This window comes from Microbacterium aurum (assembly GCF_016907815.1).
Lineage (GTDB): Bacteria > Actinomycetota > Actinomycetes > Actinomycetales > Microbacteriaceae > Microbacterium > Microbacterium aurum.
In genome coordinates this window covers 1,263,551-1,278,745 of record NZ_JAFBCQ010000001.1, presented here as the reverse complement: position 1 = coordinate 1,278,745, position 15,195 = coordinate 1,263,551, and the positions used below count along the sequence as shown (strand labels likewise).

The following is a 15,195-nucleotide window of genomic DNA, read 5'->3' as shown; positions in this document are numbered from 1 at the left end:
CCAGTCTACGAACGGATGCCGCGGCCGAGGCCGGTCGCGTCACGTGAGGGGCCGCGTCCGAGGCCGGTCGTGTCATGCGAGCGGCCGCGAGCCGGCGGGATCGTGCAGCGTGCCTGCTGCGAGCCTCGAGCGGAAGTTGCCCACCGCGTGGCCCCGCAGCGCAGCGTCGCCCACCCGGTGGGCGGCGGCGGCGACCTGCAGCGGGAGCGTCGCCCGATGCCGCATGGCACGCTGAAGCAGATCGGCGGGAGCGATATCGGCCACGTGCATGGCACCGTAGATGCCGATGAGCGGCGCGATGTCGATGGCAGGATCATCCAGCGCCGCATTGTCCCAATCGAACACCGAGACAGCCACTCCATCGCACCAGCCGATGTTGTGCGGGCCGAAGTCTCCGTGGACGAGCGCCGGAGTTCGTTGTCGACGACACCGAGAAAATCGCGTCCGCCGCACCACTCCCTCGCTGTCGGCAAGCCGAGTTCCGGCGTGGCACTGCCGATCTCGGCGAGAAGTTCCGCGTAGGTGCCGCGCACGTCGGACCATTCCTCGCTCACTGCCCCGCCCGTTGGTACGCGGGTGACCACGTATCCGCTACGCCCACCACACGTTCGCCATCGATGACGACCTCGTGGAAGGCGCCTCGCGTGACGAGCGCCTCCGCCCAGCTGTACTCCGGGAAGAGCACGGCCGCTTCCGGGTGGCACGGGGCGCGGTCCTCACCCTCCGACCCTACGTTGCTCGTGTCGTCCCCCGAGATGCCGCGGTTGAGGCTGTCTCGTTGGCCCCTCACGCTTCGTCGATCAGTACGACAATTGTCAACTTTCCTCTTGTGTCGATCGTATGCGCGTTCTATACTGGTTGTGGCGGCAGCCCCCATTCAGGCAGTCGCAAGGATGAGCCGGCAGTGCTACCGGACGTTGAATGATCGACGTCAGGAGTGCCATGCCCATCCCCTTTTCCGAACAGCCCGAGCCGCCACGCCGGCCGGTGGAGTTCGACGCGCCCGACGCGGGGATGCCGGACGATGCGCTCGGCCGTTCATCCGTTGCGCCGCTCATCGATCCGCACTGGGCGGAGTTGTCTCGGCTCGTGGGGCGCGCCGAGACGAATCGTGCGGAAATGTCGCGTCTGCAAGCCGAACGCGCAGAGTTGTGCGCCGAGGCGCTCGATCTGGTCGCGATGCGCGTTGCCCAACGTCAGGCGGCACGCCCGAATCGTGAGATCGGCGACACGATCCCGCTGCGTGAGGTGATGGCCGAACTCGCGGCGGCACTCCGCGTCGGTGAGCGGACGGTCTCGACCTGGCTCGGCGACGGTAGTGCGCTGGTCACGACGTACCCGACCACGCTCGACGCGTTGCGCGAGGGACGGATCGACGAACGCCACGCGTCGGCGATCATCGGCGGCGGGGGCGCGCTCGATCCGGAGCATCGGGAGGAGTACGAGCGGCTGGTCCTCGAGGTGGCAGAGCGTGACACCGCGCCCGCGACTCGTCAATTCGCCCGCGTCGTCGCAGCCCGTCTGCAACCCGAGACCGTCGATGAGTCACACCGACGCGCGCTCGCCGAGCGACGCGTGCGCATGTTCGACCTCGACGACGGCCTGTCCCGGCTGCTCCTCGACGGCGCCACGGCCGTCATCCATGGCATCTTCGACCGTCTGACGTCCATGGGGATCGCGCAGGGGGATCTCGACGAGCCGCGCACGGATGAGGACACGGAGGCCGACGAGTCGGATGAGTCGGGCGAGGCCGACGAGACCGACGAACCCGAGGAACCCGATGAGCGGACGCTCGACCAGCGTCGTGCCGACATCATGTGCGACCTGCTTCTCACGGGGTGCCCGGCGCTGGATGGCGACGCCGACCTGTCCGCCATCCGCGCGACGGTGCAGGTGACGATCCCCCTCCTGACCCTCGCGAGCCTCGACGACGAGCCCGCGCTGCTCGACGGCGAGGCGCCGATCGATGCAGAGACGGCCCGCGCGCTCGCCGCCACCGCACCCTGCTGGCAGCGGATCATGATCCATCCCGTCACGCATGAGCCGCTCCGGCTCGACACTTACCGGCCATCCAAGCGGCTGCGGCGCCTGATCGGCGCCCGCGATCAGCGATGCCGATGGCCCGGATGCCGCCGCACAGCCCGTCGCAGCGACATCGACCACACGATCCCCTTCGAAGAGGGTGGCCCTACCTGCGCAGGGAACCTCGAAGTCCTCTGCCGCCGTCATCACACGCTGAAGCACGCATCGCCGTGGCAGGTAGTGCAGCGCGGCGGCGGGTCGATCGAGTTCATCTCACCGACCGGGCGAAGATACCGAACCGATTCGCCCCCGGTGCTCGCCGGCGCCGCGGGCAGACCCGCCTGGGCGCGCTACTTCGACGCACCTGTGGATCCGGCCGATCACCCGGCCTTCTGACGCAGCCCTTTCACCATCGCGCGGTTCTCACCGGCGACGCGCGCGGATCCGGTGTGGCAAGTTGGATCGATGGACTTCGAGCCGTTGTCGCAAGGGGTGATCGACGCCGCGCCCGACTGGATGCGAGCCATCCCCCTGCGCGCCGACGGATGGCGCGACGAGAGATTGCAGTGGACCCCGCGTTCAGGATGCGCGGCCACGGCCGCGCCATGTTCTCCCAACTCAGCAGTCTTCGAGCGGTTGACAAGCAGACTGCCCCGACGGTGGGCGACTGGTCGAAGGATGCATGCGCCGCTCTCTCGACGTTCTGGCGGCCCGCGGCGTGGAACGCGCCGAGTTCGACGGGCACGTGACGGATCCCCACTTCCTTCCCGTGTGGACCCGACTCGCCCCGACCGGAGACTGGTTCCACCTCGTCGAAGTCGACGCGGCGGACTCTGCGGCTGCGACGCACCACGGGTAGATTGGCGACATGGCTGACTCCAGTTTCGACATCGTCTCCAAGATCGATCGCCAGGAGGCGGACAACGCTCTCAACCAAGCCCGCAAGGAGGTCGAGCAGCGCTACGACTTCAAGGGCACGGATGCCTCGATCGAATGGTCGGGCGAGGCGATCCTCATCAAGGCGAACAGCGAAGAGCGCGCGAAGGCGATCCTCGATGTCTTCCAGTCGAAGCTCATCAAGCGCGGCATCTCGCTGAAGTCGCTCGAGTCGGGCGAGCCGCAGGCATCCGGCAAGGAGTACCGGATCACCTCCACCCTCAAAGAGGGGATCTCGTCGGAGAATGCGAAGAAGATCGGCAAGATCATACGCGACGAGGGACCCAAGTCGGTGAAGTCGCAGATCCAGGGCGACGAGTTGCGGGTGCAGTCGAAGTCGCGTGACGACCTGCAGGAGGTGCAGCGACTCCTCAAGGCCGCAGACCTCGACGTCGACCTCCAGTTCGTCAACTACCGCTGAGCCTCACCGCCGACCGCCGGTCCTGATGTCATCGGACCGCGATAGTAGGACGACCTCGACGTCGCGTCGCTCGCGCGTGCGCTCGGCACGACGGAGTACCACGTGCGTCGCGTGTTCTCGTCGCTGGCGGCGCGGACCTGCTCAGCATCGCGGTGCGGTACGCCTATGGCTCGAGCGAGGCGTTCGGTCGAGCATTCCGCTCGGTCCACGGCGTCGGCCCGACCCAGGTCCGGCGAGACGGCGGCCCCCTTCGCATGCAACCGCAGCTCAGGTTCCACCTGACCGTAGAAGGGAACTTCCTCATGGACACCCGCATCGCAGAGCGCCACCGCCCGGCGAGTATCGTGAGTCTCAGCCGGGAGGATGCGCAATGGTCGACACCATCACGTCCCTCCTGCGCTCGCTCCTCGCGGCGATCGGCCTGCTCGCGCTCGCCGACCCCGCCGCATCGGGCTCCGTGGCGACGGTGACGGTGATGCTTCTCGCCGCGATCGTGCTGATCGTCGCCACCAGTGGTGCGGCGACCCACGTGCCGCGGCGCGGCTCTCCCGCGCGTCCCACCCGCCGCAGCGAGCTGTCGGCACCCCTGACACAGAGCGATCCCGACGCGGCCGGCCACGTGCGCCGCCGCGGACCGGGCCAGGCGGCCGCGGCCGCGTAGCGTCGATCCGCAGCGAGAAACGATGAACCTCTACCGTGCGGAGGGCGCGTCGCCGCTCGCGGGATGCCTCCCCCTCCTCATCCAGGCCCCCGTCGTCGGACTCCTGTACTCGGTGTTCCTCCACCGCATGATCGACGGCCACGCCAACGAGCTGCTGACGCAGACGCTCGCCGGCCCTGGTCGGGATGCTGCAGTTCGCAACCGCGGTCGTCGCCGCGTTCGTCCCGCTCGCCGCCGGCATCTATCTCCTGGTCACGGTCGCGTGGACACTCGGCCAGCGGCTCCTGCTGCGGCGGGTCTTCCCGCCCGTGCCGTGACGATTCCGGCCGCTACCGGCCGGCATCCGCCCCGTCAACCCCCTGCCGACGGCTCCCCCGCCCGCGAAGAGTAGGACGCGACGGAAGGATCACGCGACATGAGCGACCCCCAGCAGGACCGCATGCAGACTCCCCCGCAGCACGGCGGCGCGGAGAGCACGACCGAGCACGAATTCGACGCACCCGGCACGAACTACCCCGACACCGGCAAGCCCGACGAATCGACACGCGACGAGTCCGGCGCCGACGCCCAGCCCGCGCCCGCCGACAACGATCCGTCGCACGAGGCCGTCGGCGTCGGCGTCATCGGGGGCGCGCAGTCCGACCCCGACCATCACGGGCAGGACGGCGGCCGCGAGAAGGTCTGGGCGGGGTCCTCCCAGGACGCGCTGTCGGGCGAGCAGGAGCAGCGCCTGCCGTCGATGTCGCAGAACAACGCCTCCGACGTCGAGAAGGTCACCGGCATCGTGGCGCAGGTCCGCGGCGACATCGCCTCGGGCGACGCCGACGAGGTCCGGCACGTGCTCGCGCAGCGCCTGGAGCAGGCCGGCGTCGCGCTCAGCGACGACGAGATCGACGAGCTCACCCGGCAGATCACCACGGGAGACTGAACGCGGGATGCCGGCGCGCGCCGCGCCGAGACGGATCAGGGCAGGGCGATGCCCGGCCCCACCAACCAACGCTCCAGCGCGGAGAACGCCGCGTCGCGAGGAGCCGGCGCCGACAGGAAGACATCGTGGATGGCGCCGTCGATCCGCGCGACAGTGACCGCGTTGCCGATTCGGGTCGCCGTCCGGGCGATGTCGTCGACGACGAGAACGCTGTCGGTGGAGGTTATCTGATCCGACCACTGCATCGGCGAGGTGGAGTGCCGCGACAGCAGCACGAGCGCCGGACACCCCACATCCACTCCCCCGGCGACGCGCGCGTGCCCGGCCCTCGCGTCGAGAGCGGCGGAGATGTCGGCGTCGTAATCGCTGAGGGACGTGATGTATCCCGGAGCCTGACCCGGCCGAAGGCTCCGCCCGTACCTCCGGAGATCCAGCGCGTAGAAGCGCGCCCCGAGGCGGTTCCAGAACCGGGCAAGCTCCCGCTGGAAGAAGTAGTCCGACCAGCCATGTACGTAGAGCACGTCCACATCCGCCAGGGGGCCGAGCATCCGCAGCAGCCCCGACGGCAGCGACCGCACGAGCGTCGCGACGAGGGGGCCGTCGGCATCCTCGCCCAGCTGCAGTGTCCGCTGGGCGAACGGCTTCCCGAGGATGTCGGGGACCCAGGATGCCATGGCGTCAGCCGAGCGACGCGGGTTTTGCGAAGCCCTCACTCCCCGCGGGAGACCCGCACCATCTCGTCGCGGTCGACGACCTTGATGCGGGCGCGGCCCACCGGCTCGCCGAGCGCGACCTCGTGCTCGTCGAGCCGGTGCCAGCCGTCGAGGTCCGTCCACGCCACGCCGCGCGACTCCAGCAGGGCGGGGATCGCCTCGGGCGACGGGTCCTCCGGGGTCCACCATGAGCCCTGGTCGTTGATCAGGTGACTCACCGTCTCCATGGCGTCGGACTTCGTGTGGCCGATGAGGCCGACGGGCCCCCGCTTGATCCAGCCTGTCGCGTACACCCCGGGGACGCGCTCGTTCGAGTCCTTGTGCAGCACCTGGCCCTCGTGGTTGGGGATCACGCCGTGGCGCTTGTCGAACGGAACCCCCGGCAGGGGCGACCCGAAGTAGCCGACGGCCCGGTACAGCTGCTGGATGGGCACCTCGCGCAGCTCACCGGTGCCGACCACGCCGCCCTCGTCGTCGGGTCGCGTGCGCTCGTACACGAGCGCCGAGACGCGCCCGGCGTCGTCGGTCTTCACCGAGACCGGCTTGGCGTAGAAGTGCAGGTGCAGGCGCCGGCTCGCGGTGCCGCCGGCGTTGTTGACGCTCGGACGCTGGCGCCACGACTGCAGCACCCGGTCAATCACCATGACCTGCTTGTTGCTCGCGATCGCGGCCCGCGACGCCTCGTCGTAGTCGAAGTCCTCGTCGTAGACCACCATGTCGACGTCGCGCAGCTCGCCGAGCTCGCGCAGCTCGAGCGGCGTGAACTTCACCTGCGCCGGCCCCCGGCGCCCGAACACGTGCACGTCGGTGACCTGCGACGCCTCCAGCCCCGCCTGCACGTTGGCCGGGATCTCGGTGACCAGCAGATCCTCGGGGTGCTTGGCGAGGATGCGGGCGACGTCCAGGGCGACGTTGCCGTTGCCGATGACGGCGATGGATGCCGCGTCCAGCGGCCACTCGCGCGGGAAGTCCGGGTGGCCGTCGTACCAGCTGACGAAGTCGGCGGCCCCGAACGAGCCCTCGGAGTCGATGCCGGGAATGTCGAGGTCGGCGTCGCGGATCGCGCCGGTGGAGAAGATGACGGCGTGGTAGTGACGCTTGAGGTCGTCGAGGGTGATGTCCTCGCCGAAGCGCACGTTGCCGAAGATGCGGATGTCGCCGCGGTCGAGGACATCCCGGAGCGCGTTGATGATGCCCTTGATGCGGGGGTGGTCGGGCGCCACGCCATAGCGCACCAGCCCGTACGGCGCCGGCAGCTGGTCGAACAGGTCGATCGACACGTCGAACTTGCGCTCGGCCTTCAGCAGGATGTCCGCGGCGTAGATGCCGGCGGGTCCCGCGCCGACGATGGCCAGCCGGAGGTTGGTCATGTGTGTTCCTTACGAGTGGGTTAGCTGGATCGGTCGACGATCACGTGCGCGAGCTTGACGAGCGCATCGCGGACGACGCCGGCCGGAAGCGGGTCGATCGCCTCGATCGCGGCATCCGCCCATTCGTACGCCTGACGCCGGGTCGCCTCGGTGACGGCATGGTCACGCAGGTGGCCGATGGCCTCGTCGAGGATGCCGGGGTCGGCGCCGTCGGCGATGCGCGCCACGCCGTCGTCGATCGTCGCCCGGAGCGCCCGCGACGCGGGGTCGGCCGCACGCCCGAGCAGCAGGTACGGCATGGTCGGAACGCCCGCGCGCAGGTCGGTGCCGGGCACCTTGCCGGTCTCGCCGGGGTCGTCGGACAGGTCGATGACGTCGTCGAGCAGCTGGAACGCGACGCCCACCCGCTCGCCGTACTCCAGGGCGGGCGCGCGGTACTCGGCGGGCGCGTCGGAGAAGAGGATGCCGGCCTGAGCGGATGCCGCGATCAGCGATCCCGTCTTGTCGGCGAGCACCTGCAGATAGAACTCCACCGGGTCATCGCCCGCCTGGGCGCCGACGGTCTCGTGCATCTGGCCGAGCACGAGCCGCTCGAAGGTGTCGGCCTGCAGGCGGATGGCGCGCTCGCCGATCTGCGCCATCAGCTGGCTGGCGCGCGAGAAGAGCAGGTCGCCGGTGAGGATCGCGACGTTGTTGCCCCAGACGGCGTGCGCGCTCGGGACGCCGCGCCGGACGTCGGCGCCGTCCATCACGTCGTCGTGGTACAGCGAGCCCAGGTGCGTCATCTCCAGCGCGGTCGCGCCCGCGACGACGAAGTCGGTCGTGCCGGCTCCGAGCTGCGCGGTCAGCAGCGTCAGCATGGGGCGCACGCGCTTGCCGCCGGCCTCGTACAGGTAGCGGGTGGTCGCGTCGGCGAGCTGGTCGCTCACGCGGAGCTCACGGGCGAGCGTGTCCTCGACGCGGTCGAGGCCGTCCTCCACGACCGTGAGGAGCTTGCGCATCCGGGGTCCGGCGAGCACGCGCTCGGTCAGACCGAGATTGGCGGTCAGGCGCGCGCCGGGAGCGGAGGGGCTCGGAGTCACCCTGACAGCCTACCGGCCGCGGTCAGCCCAGCGGCTTGAGCGCACGATGCAGCGCGACGATGCCGAACGTGAGATCGCGGTGCGCGACGGCGCTCCATCCGGCATCCCGAATCCACGACGACAGGGTCACCTGGTCGGGCCAGTCCTTGATCGACTCGTTGAGATAGTCGTAGGCGTCGGCGTTCGAGCTCACGACCTTCGCGACCGACGGCAGGATCCGGTCGTTGTACAAGCGATACAGGCTCGCGAACACGGCGTTCTGCGGGTGGGAGAACTCGCACACGACGAGCTTGCCGCCGGGCGCGGTGACCCGCAGCATCTCGGCGAGCGCCTTCTTCGGGTCGTTGACGTTGCGCAGGCCGAACGAGATGGTGACGGCGTCGAACTCGCCGTCGGCGAACGGGAGATCCATCGCATCGGCCTCGGCGAACGTGACGTTCGGCACGTGACCGTGCCGACGGCGCCCCTCCGCGATCATGCCGGCGGAGAAGTCGCCCGCGACGATGTCGGCGCCGCTGCGCGCCAGAGCGACCGAGCTCGCCCCGGTGCCGGCGGCGAGGTCGAGGATGCGCTGTCCCGGCTTCGGCGCGACCGCGCGCGTCGTGGCGATGCGCCACAGCCGGTCGTTGCCGAGGCTCAACACGGTGTTGGTGCGGTCGTACCCGGCGGCGACCCCGTCGAACATGCCGCTGACGCGATCGGGGTCCTTGCCGAGGTCTGCGCGGTGCTCTGTCACCGTTCGATCCTACGGCGCGAGCCGCGTCAGGACGCCCAGCCAGTGCGCGGCGGTGGCCTCGTCGTACGGCGGCGCTGCGGCACGGACAGCGGCCTCCAGGTCGATGGCGACCTGCTCCAGGCGCAGGACGATGTCCGCCGGGTAGCCGTACCGCACGCGGTGCTCCTCCCACTCGTCGCGGTCGTCGATGAACACGCCGCGCTCGTCGCGGGCGCGGACGACGTCGAGGTCCATGTCGATGCCGGTCGGGTCCGCCCCGCTATCCCACCTCACGTCCCACGCGATGTCGATGTAGACGGCGATGCGCGGGTGGGTCGCGTTGAGGGTCGCCGCGTACTCCCCGCTCGGCGGGATGAGGGTGACGTTGTCGCCGTTCGAGACCGTGTCGAGGCCGGGCCGGGCGCTGCGCCAGCCGTCGCGCTGGCCCACCCAGTCACCGTGGGCGTCGCTGCCGAGGAAGACGCAGTCGTGCTCCCAGTGCGGCGAGCCGTCCCACTTGCGCCAGCGGAAGACGAGCGGGGTGCCGGGCGCGGGTCGGTCGGTCATGATCGCGAGCCTACGCCGCCGCGTCAGCGGCACGGCCCGCCGGATTAGGCTGGGTCGAGTGAACGCTCCCACCCCCAGCCCCGCCCGGCTGCGCGTGGTGACCCGCGAGATCGCGCACGTCGACGATCTGCTGCAGTACGGCGATCCCGCCGATCCCCTGGTGTGGACCCGCGGCGGCGCGTGGCTCGTCGGCGTCGGCCGCGCCCTCACCCTGACGGCGCACGGCGCCGAGGTCGCCGGTCTCGCGGCCCGCTGGCGCGAGGTCGCCGCGGCGGCGCAGGTGGACGACCACGTCGGCGTGCCGGGCTCGGGCCTCGTCGCCTTCGGCGCGCTGCCGTTCGACGCGGAGTCCGCGGCGACGGCCGTCCTCACCGTCCCCCTCCTGACGATCGGGCACCGCGACGGCCTCACCTGGGCCACGTGGGTGCTGCCGGATGCCGGGGCGCCCGATCCCGAGGCGCCTCAAACGATCGGCTACGGCCCGCACTGGTCCGCCGCGGTGGGCCCGGGCGCGCTGACGCCCGACGGGTATCAGGACGCCGTCCGGCAGGGGCTCGCCGCGATCTCGGCCGGCGAGGTCAGCAAGGTCGTCCTCGCCCGCGACCTCGTGGGCACGGTGCCCGGTCACGCCGACCTGCGGCGCCTCGTCCGCTCCCTCGCCTCGGCGTATCCCGACACGTGGGTGTACGCGGTCGACGGGCTCATCGGCGCGAGCCCCGAGACGCTCGTCACCGTCTCGGGCGGGCAGGTGACGGCGCGCGTCCTCGCCGGGACCGTCGCCCGCGGCGCGAACCCCGACGCCGACCGCGACGCGGCACTCGCCCTCGCCACGAGCGCGAAGGACCTCGCCGAGCACGGCTACGCGGTCCGCAGCCTCGTCGACGCGCTCACGCCGCACACGTCGGCGCTGGCCGCCGCCGAGCAGCCGTTCACCCTGTCGCTGCCGAACGTCTGGCACCTCGCCACCGACGTCGAGGCCACGACCGCCGCTGGCACCTCGGCGCTCGACCTCGTCGGGGTGCTGCACCCCACCGCAGCGGTCGCCGGGACCCCGACGGACGCCGCGATCGCCGCCATCCGCCGCATCGAGCCGTTCGACCGGGGGCGCTACGCGGGACCGGTCGGCTGGGTCGACGGGCACGGCGACGGCGAGTGGGCGATCGCGTTGCGCGGCGCACAGTTCGACCTCGCGGGGGCGGATCCGGACGGCATCCGCTTCACCGCGCACGCGGGCGCCGGGATCGTCGCCGGCAGCGACCCCGAAGCCGAGATGCTCGAGACCCGCGTGAAGTTCCGCCCGATCGTCGACGCCCTGGCCTAGCGAGCGACGCCCGCCGGGGTCAGGTGGCGGCGAGGCGGCGCTTCTCGGCCTCGACGTCGAAATCGGCGGCCGGCCACTGCGGATCGATGTCCTCGAGCGCGTCGAGGAGCAGTGCCTGCACGGCGATGCGGGCGTACCACTTCGCGTTCGCGGGCACCACGTACCACGGCGCGTTCGGGGTCGAGGTCCGCTCGAAGACCGCCTGGTAGGCGTCCATGTACGCCGGCCACAGCTGGCGCTCATCGACGTCGCCGGGGTTGTACTTCCAGTGCTTGTCCGGCCGCTCCAGCCGCTCCATCAGCCGGGACTTCTGCTCGTCGGGCGAGATGTGCAGCATGACCTTGACGATGCGGACGCCGCGGTCGGTGAGCCGCTTCTCGAAGTCGACGATCGCGCCGTAGCGCCGCTCGATCTCCTCCGGGGACGCGAGGGACCGCACCCGCCCGATCAGCACGTCCTCGTAGTGGGAGCGGTCGAAGACACCGATGAACCCGGCATCCGGCACGTGCTTCTCGATGCGCCAGAGGAAATCGTGCGCGAGCTCTTCCGGCGTGGGCTTCTTGAACGCGACGAGGGAGACGCCCTGAGGATCGACCGAGCCGACGACGTGGCGGACGATGCCGCCCTTGCCGGCGGAGTCCATCGCCTGCAGCACGAGCAGGACCGCGGGGGTGTCCGCCACGATGCGGCTCTGCGCGAACAGGCGCTCCTGCAGCTCGCCGAGCTCATCCGCCCCGGCCCGAAGATCGACCTGACCGTGCTTCTTGCCCCCGGTGTATCCGGGCGTGGCGTCGGGGTCGACGTCGGCGAGCCGGAATCCCTCCCCCGCCCGCAGCAGCTCTACGGGGTCACCGCTCCAGTTCGTCTGGCTCTTCGCAGTCATGACCACATCATGGCGCGACGGATGCCGGTCTGGCCACCGCGTCACCGGGCCAGCGCGACCTCGACGATCTGGCGGCCGGGCGCCGGCGAGGTCAGCGCCTGGTCGAGCGCCGCGCGCGTCGACACCGGCGTGTAGGTCCAGCCGTACGCGGCGGCGATGTGCTCGATCGCGACCGTCTGCGGCGTGTACAGCACGCGCTCCATGGCGTCGGGGGTCGCGACCTGCGCGACCTCGAGGCCGTCGAAGATCGTGCCGCCGCCGTCGTTTCCGACGATGACCTGCAGCCGTGGCGGCTTCTCTCCGGGCGGCAGCAGCAGAGCGCCCACGTCATGCAGGAACGCGAGGTCGCCCGTCAGCACGCGCGTGACGCCGGCGGCGCCGGCGGCCTGACTGGCCAGCGCGATCCCCATGCCCGTCGCGATCGTGCCGTCGATGCCGGCGAGCCCGCGATTGGCGTGCACGGGCACCTTCTTGCCGCCGAGCACCTCGTCGGCGGCCCGCACGAGCCGCGACGAGGCGAACAGCAGCCGGTCGTGCGGCCACGTCGCCCGCCACACCGCGTCGACGAGCGTCACCCGCTCGATGGGCGCGCGCGCCACCGCGAGCTCGGCCGCGATCGCCCCCAGCCGCTCGTGCGGCACCGCGGACGCGAGTCCCTCGGCATCCGGGGCGGGCGGGGCGAGGTCGACGGCGGCGGCACGCGAGGCGCGCATCCACGCCCCGAACCAGTCCCGGTCCGTCTCGCCGGCGGCCGCCCGGACGGCATCGACCGCGATCGTCGCGCCGTTGAGGTTCAGGGGCTCTCCCGGTCCGCGCACCGCGAAGACCTTCACCTCGGGGCGCGACAGCACGACGACCGCCTCACGGCTGAGCGTCGGGTGCCCGAACACGACCGCGCGTTCGATGCGTCCGCCGAGCTGCGGGTCGCCGAGCAGACGGCGGTACCCGTGGACGAGGTTGCGCCCGAACCGGGAGCCGCTGACGATCTCGGCGATCAGCGGCCAGCCGCCGGCGTGGGCGAGCGCCTCGGCGGCGGCGCCGGCATCCGCCCCCGCGATGACGACCGTGCGCGGTCCGCGCTCGAGCACGTGCGGATCGACGTCGGAATCGGCGGGCAGATTCGACTCGCCGATGCCGCCGCCGCCCTGGTACAGCGCGCCGGAGGGCTCGATCTCGGGCACCGGCTCGCCGCCCGCTTCGTCGGGACCGGCGACCGGCGCGGGCAGCTCGACGGCGGGCATGCCGAGCCAGTCCGGCAGCGCGCCGGCGAGCGGATCGCGGTACGGCAGGTTGAGGTGCACCGGTCCGGCCTGACGGGTGCCGGCGCCGAGCGCCGCGGCGACGGCCTCCTCGGCGACCCGGCGGAGCATGGCGGACTGCTCGCCGGTGCCGTCGGGGTCGATCTCCTCGGGGACGGGCAGGTCCTCCTCCAGACGGATGCTGGGAGCGAACATTCCGGGCTGGCGGGTCGTCTGGTTCGCTCCGACGCCGCGCAGCTCCGGTGGCCGGTCGGCGGTCAGCAGCAGCAGGGGCACCCCGGCGTGGTGCGCCTCGAGCGCCGCCGGCAGCAGGTTCGCCGCCGCGGTCCCCGACGTGCAGATGACGGCCGCGGGCAGGCGCGACTCCCGGCCGAGGCCGAGCGCCGTGAAGCCGGCGACCCGCTCGTCGATGCGCACGTGCAGCGAGATCGCCCCGCGCGCCTCGAGCTGTGCCGCGACCAGCGCGAGCGCCTGCGAGCGCGACCCGGGGCTCACGACGACGTGCCGCACGCCCAGTTCGACGAGCCGGCCGAGGAGCGCCGCGGCGGCATCCGTCGCCGGCACGCGACCGGCGTGGTGGCCGGTCATCTCAGCCGACGCTGCCGCGGGGACCGGCGTCGCCGCGGGAGTCCTCGTCGCGGGGGCCGTCGGGCGAGGGGTCTTCGGCGTCGAGGGCGGCCAGCTCCGCCTCCAGCCGGCGGATGCGCTCATCCTGGTCGCTGATCGAGCCGATGCTCCCCAGGAAGTCGGGGTTGTCATCGGGCGCGCGGAACCGCGGCTGCTGGCGCGGGCGCCCACGGCCCACGACGAACCAGAGGATTCCGCCGAGCACGGGGATCAGCACCACGATCAGCAGCCACACCGGCTTGCTCACCCCGCGGTGGCGGGTGGGCGGCTGCAGGGCGCAGTCGACGATGCTGTACACCCAGAAGGCGATCAGCAACAGCGCCAGAGGCAGCAGTACGCGCACCACCCCTCCATCCTAAGCGGGCGCGCCGGTCACGGCCGCGGGGGTGGCCGGCGCGCGCGACGCGCGTAGGCTGGGACCATGCGTGTCCGCTCGGCCCTCCTCTACACCGTGCTGCGCCTGGCGGCGTTCCTGGTGCCGTTCGGGCTCATGATGCTGATCCCGATCCTGCGGGAGTACTACTGGCTGTCGGCGATCTTCGCCGCCCTCATCGGGCTCAGCCTGTCGCTGCTGTTTCTGCGGCGCCCGCTGGAGGACGCCACCGCCGGGCTCGCCGAGCGCCGCACACCTCGGCTCAGCGACGAGCAGGTCGAGGATGCTGCCATCGACGAGCCTCCGGCTCCCACCGCCTGATCCGGTCTGAGCCGGTTCAGCCGACGAACGCCCAGAACAGGAACCCGGCGAGCGCGAGCGAGGTCAGCGACGTCAGCCCGAGCGCGACCACGAGCTCGCGCGGCGCGCGGTAGGTCCACACGATGAGGATCGCGCACGCCGCGGGGATGAGGGCGAGCAGCGCCATCCACGCGAGCGGGTAGAACAGCGCCAGCACGGCGACGATCCCGAACGGCGCCAGCACGAACAGGGTGAACAGCACCTGGGTGGCGCGCTTTCCGATCCGGACGGTGAGCGTCCGCTTGCCGGCCAGGCGATCCTGGTCGATGTCGCGCAGGTTGTTCGCCAGCAGCACGGCGCAGGCCAGCAGCCCCGCGGCGACGCCGACCAGCCACGCCTCGTCGGGGACGACGCCGGACTGCACGAACGCCGTGCCGAGCGTCGCGACGAGCCCGAAGAAGACGAAGACGAAGACCTCCCCGAGACCCGCGTAGCCGTACGGGCGCTTGCCGCCGGTGTAGAACCAGGCCGCGACGAGGCACGCGGCGCCGACCAGCAGCATCCACCAGTGCCCCGTGCGCACCACGATCGCCAGACCCGCCGCCGCGGCGATGCCGAAGAACACCAGCGCGACGATGAGCACGGTGCGCGGCTTCACCTTGCGGCTCGCGGTCAGGCGCGCGGGGCCGACGCGGTGGTCGTCGGTGCCGCGGATGCCGTCGCTGTAGTCGTTCGCGAAGTTCACGCCGATCTGGATCGCGACGGCGACGATCAGACAGCACAGCGCGACGACCCAGTGGAACTCGTGGTCGACGACGAGCGCCGCGCCGGTGCCGAGCACGACGGGCGAGACCGCGAGAGGCAGCGTGCGCAGCCGCGCGGCGCCGATCCAGTCCCCGAGGGTGGGCGGGGTCACGTGCGCGGGATCGCGCGAGACGTGCGCCTTCTGCGGGTTGCCGTGGGGGCGCTTGGTGACGGGAGACTTCTTCTTGCGGGTGCGGGCTGCCACGACCGGAA

20 protein-coding genes and 2 pseudogenes are annotated in these 15,195 nt (G+C 71.5%); 10 read left to right on the top strand and 12 right to left on the bottom strand.

The features are described 5' to 3' along the window. Positions 1-72: 72 nt before the first annotated feature. Positions 73-543 carry a phosphotransferase gene (locus JOD60_RS06410; RefSeq protein ID WP_076689597.1) on the bottom strand — a complete coding sequence of 157 codons (471 nt, stop codon included), beginning with the start codon at positions 541-543 and terminating at the stop codon, positions 73-75. A gap of 7 nt (positions 544-550) precedes the next feature. Further along, a complete protein-coding gene (locus tag JOD60_RS06405) occupies positions 551-790 on the bottom strand; it encodes a hypothetical protein (protein WP_076689595.1) in 240 nt (79 codons plus the stop codon). Between the two features lie 152 nt (positions 791-942). Here JOD60_RS06405 and JOD60_RS06400 point away from each other — a divergent pair, with 152 nt between their 5' ends. After that, positions 943-2,418, top strand: a complete 1,476-nt coding sequence (locus tag JOD60_RS06400) for an HNH endonuclease signature motif containing protein (RefSeq protein WP_198159135.1) — start codon at positions 943-945, stop codon at positions 2,416-2,418. Here JOD60_RS06400 and JOD60_RS06395 read toward each other — a convergent pair. Beyond that, positions 2,403-2,618, bottom strand: coding sequence for a hypothetical protein (locus tag JOD60_RS06395; protein WP_157127879.1), 216 nt, complete (start codon positions 2,616-2,618; stop codon positions 2,403-2,405). The two genes, JOD60_RS06400 and JOD60_RS06395, sit on opposite strands and share 16 nt — an antisense overlap. A gap of 86 nt (positions 2,619-2,704) precedes the next feature. On the opposite strand from JOD60_RS06395, the gene JOD60_RS06390 reads away from it, so the two are divergent. The 7 genes and pseudogenes from JOD60_RS06390 to JOD60_RS06370 all read left to right on the top strand — a co-directional run bounded on the left by JOD60_RS06390 (position 2,705) and on the right by JOD60_RS06370 (position 4,968). After that, positions 2,705-2,881 carry a hypothetical protein gene (locus tag JOD60_RS06390; RefSeq protein ID WP_198159134.1) on the top strand — a complete coding sequence of 59 codons (177 nt, stop codon included), beginning with the start codon at positions 2,705-2,707 and terminating at the stop codon, positions 2,879-2,881. 9 nt (positions 2,882-2,890) lie between these two features. Continuing rightward, the gene (locus JOD60_RS06385) at positions 2,891-3,379 is read left to right on the top strand and encodes a YajQ family cyclic di-GMP-binding protein (RefSeq protein WP_076689591.1); all 489 of its coding nucleotides are present in this window, start codon (positions 2,891-2,893) and stop codon (positions 3,377-3,379) included. A 48-nt stretch (positions 3,380-3,427) separates the two neighbouring features. Further along, positions 3,428-3,705, top strand: a pseudogene (locus JOD60_RS16665) (helix-turn-helix transcriptional regulator); the annotation flags it as partial. Between the two features lie 44 nt (positions 3,706-3,749). Then, a complete protein-coding gene (locus tag JOD60_RS06380; protein ID WP_076689586.1) occupies positions 3,750-4,040 on the top strand; it encodes a DUF6412 domain-containing protein in 291 nt (96 codons plus the stop codon). Between the two features lie 22 nt (positions 4,041-4,062). Next, a pseudogene (locus JOD60_RS17315) lies at positions 4,063-4,113 on the top strand (hypothetical protein); the annotation flags it as partial. Between the two features lie 112 nt (positions 4,114-4,225). Further along, the gene (locus tag JOD60_RS17310) at positions 4,226-4,357 is read left to right on the top strand and encodes a hypothetical protein (protein ID WP_315551181.1); all 132 of its coding nucleotides are present in this window, start codon (positions 4,226-4,228) and stop codon (positions 4,355-4,357) included. Between the two features lie 98 nt (positions 4,358-4,455). Continuing rightward, a complete protein-coding gene (locus tag JOD60_RS06370) occupies positions 4,456-4,968 on the top strand; it encodes a hypothetical protein (protein ID WP_084201921.1) in 513 nt (170 codons plus the stop codon). 35 nt (positions 4,969-5,003) lie between these two features. On the opposite strand, the gene JOD60_RS06365 is transcribed toward JOD60_RS06370, so the two are convergent. From JOD60_RS06365 to JOD60_RS06345, 5 genes are read right to left on the bottom strand one after another with little or no spacing between them, the layout of a single operon-like run. Continuing rightward, positions 5,004-5,642 (bottom strand): alpha/beta hydrolase, encoded by a 639-nt coding sequence (locus JOD60_RS06365; RefSeq protein WP_076689582.1) that lies wholly within the window; start codon positions 5,640-5,642, stop codon positions 5,004-5,006. A 35-nt stretch (positions 5,643-5,677) separates the two neighbouring features. Then, entirely contained in the window at positions 5,678-7,051 is a 1,374-nt protein-coding gene (locus JOD60_RS06360; RefSeq protein ID WP_076689580.1) for an FAD-dependent oxidoreductase, read from the bottom strand. A 20-nt stretch (positions 7,052-7,071) separates the two neighbouring features. Further along, the gene (locus tag JOD60_RS06355) at positions 7,072-8,133 is read right to left on the bottom strand and encodes a polyprenyl synthetase family protein (protein WP_076689578.1); all 1,062 of its coding nucleotides are present in this window, start codon (positions 8,131-8,133) and stop codon (positions 7,072-7,074) included. Between the two features lie 22 nt (positions 8,134-8,155). Continuing rightward, positions 8,156-8,869, bottom strand: coding sequence for a demethylmenaquinone methyltransferase (locus JOD60_RS06350; protein WP_076689576.1), 714 nt, complete (start codon positions 8,867-8,869; stop codon positions 8,156-8,158). Between the two features lie 9 nt (positions 8,870-8,878). Next, a complete protein-coding gene (locus JOD60_RS06345; RefSeq protein WP_076689574.1) occupies positions 8,879-9,415 on the bottom strand; it encodes a DUF402 domain-containing protein in 537 nt (178 codons plus the stop codon). Between the two features lie 58 nt (positions 9,416-9,473). On the opposite strand from JOD60_RS06345, the gene JOD60_RS06340 reads away from it, so the two are divergent. Continuing rightward, on the top strand, positions 9,474-10,736 hold the full coding sequence (locus JOD60_RS06340; RefSeq protein ID WP_076689572.1) for an isochorismate synthase: 1,263 nt from the start codon (positions 9,474-9,476) through the stop codon (positions 10,734-10,736). Positions 10,737-10,755: 19 nt separating this feature from the next. Here the strand turns inward: JOD60_RS06340 and JOD60_RS06335 are convergent, their stop codons facing one another. From JOD60_RS06335 to JOD60_RS06325, 3 genes are read right to left on the bottom strand one after another with little or no spacing between them, the layout of a single operon-like run. Next, on the bottom strand, positions 10,756-11,619 hold the full coding sequence (locus JOD60_RS06335) for a polyphosphate kinase 2 family protein (protein ID WP_076689569.1): 864 nt from the start codon (positions 11,617-11,619) through the stop codon (positions 10,756-10,758). 41 nt (positions 11,620-11,660) lie between these two features. After that, a complete protein-coding gene (gene menD / locus JOD60_RS06330) occupies positions 11,661-13,466 on the bottom strand; it encodes a 2-succinyl-5-enolpyruvyl-6-hydroxy-3-cyclohexene-1-carboxylic-acid synthase (RefSeq protein ID WP_076689567.1) in 1,806 nt (601 codons plus the stop codon). A 1-nt stretch (position 13,467) separates the two neighbouring features. Beyond that, complete coding sequence (locus tag JOD60_RS06325; protein ID WP_076689565.1) at positions 13,468-13,851, bottom strand: PLD nuclease N-terminal domain-containing protein; 384 nt, start codon at positions 13,849-13,851, stop codon at positions 13,468-13,470. A 75-nt stretch (positions 13,852-13,926) separates the two neighbouring features. Between JOD60_RS06325 and JOD60_RS06320 the strand changes: the two genes are divergently transcribed. After that, the gene (locus tag JOD60_RS06320) at positions 13,927-14,199 is read left to right on the top strand and encodes a DUF4229 domain-containing protein (RefSeq protein ID WP_076689563.1); all 273 of its coding nucleotides are present in this window, start codon (positions 13,927-13,929) and stop codon (positions 14,197-14,199) included. A gap of 16 nt (positions 14,200-14,215) precedes the next feature. Here JOD60_RS06320 and JOD60_RS06315 read toward each other — a convergent pair whose 3' ends face one another. Continuing rightward, positions 14,216-15,187 carry a 1,4-dihydroxy-2-naphthoate polyprenyltransferase gene (locus JOD60_RS06315; RefSeq protein ID WP_076689561.1) on the bottom strand — a complete coding sequence of 324 codons (972 nt, stop codon included), beginning with the start codon at positions 15,185-15,187 and terminating at the stop codon, positions 14,216-14,218. Between the last annotated feature and the right edge of the window lie 8 nt (positions 15,188-15,195).

Bases quoted from the DNA above. Each gene is read 5' to 3' on its own strand.
- JOD60_RS06410 (WP_076689597.1), bottom strand. From the start codon at position 543: ATGGTCCGACGTGCGCGGCACCTACGCGGAACTTCTCGCCGAGATCGG.
- JOD60_RS06400 (WP_198159135.1), top strand. From the start codon at position 943: ATGCCCATCCCCTTTTCCGAACAGCCCGAGCCGCCACGCCGGCCGGTG.
- JOD60_RS06390 (WP_198159134.1), top strand. From the start codon at position 2,705: ATGCGCCGCTCTCTCGACGTTCTGGCGGCCCGCGGCGTGGAACGCGCC.
- JOD60_RS06385 (WP_076689591.1), top strand. From the start codon at position 2,891: ATGGCTGACTCCAGTTTCGACATCGTCTCCAAGATCGATCGCCAGGAG.
- JOD60_RS06380 (WP_076689586.1), top strand. From the start codon at position 3,750: ATGGTCGACACCATCACGTCCCTCCTGCGCTCGCTCCTCGCGGCGATC.
- JOD60_RS17310 (WP_315551181.1), top strand. From the start codon at position 4,226: ATGCTGCAGTTCGCAACCGCGGTCGTCGCCGCGTTCGTCCCGCTCGCC.
- JOD60_RS06370 (WP_084201921.1), top strand. From the start codon at position 4,456: ATGAGCGACCCCCAGCAGGACCGCATGCAGACTCCCCCGCAGCACGGC.
- JOD60_RS06365 (WP_076689582.1), bottom strand. From the start codon at position 5,642: ATGGCATCCTGGGTCCCCGACATCCTCGGGAAGCCGTTCGCCCAGCGG.
- JOD60_RS06360 (WP_076689580.1), bottom strand. From the start codon at position 7,051: ATGACCAACCTCCGGCTGGCCATCGTCGGCGCGGGACCCGCCGGCATC.
- JOD60_RS06345 (WP_076689574.1), bottom strand. From the start codon at position 9,415: ATGACCGACCGACCCGCGCCCGGCACCCCGCTCGTCTTCCGCTGGCGC.
- JOD60_RS06335 (WP_076689569.1), bottom strand. From the start codon at position 11,619: ATGACTGCGAAGAGCCAGACGAACTGGAGCGGTGACCCCGTAGAGCTG.
- menD (WP_076689567.1), bottom strand. From the start codon at position 13,466: ATGACCGGCCACCACGCCGGTCGCGTGCCGGCGACGGATGCCGCCGCG.
- JOD60_RS06320 (WP_076689563.1), top strand. From the start codon at position 13,927: ATGCGTGTCCGCTCGGCCCTCCTCTACACCGTGCTGCGCCTGGCGGCG.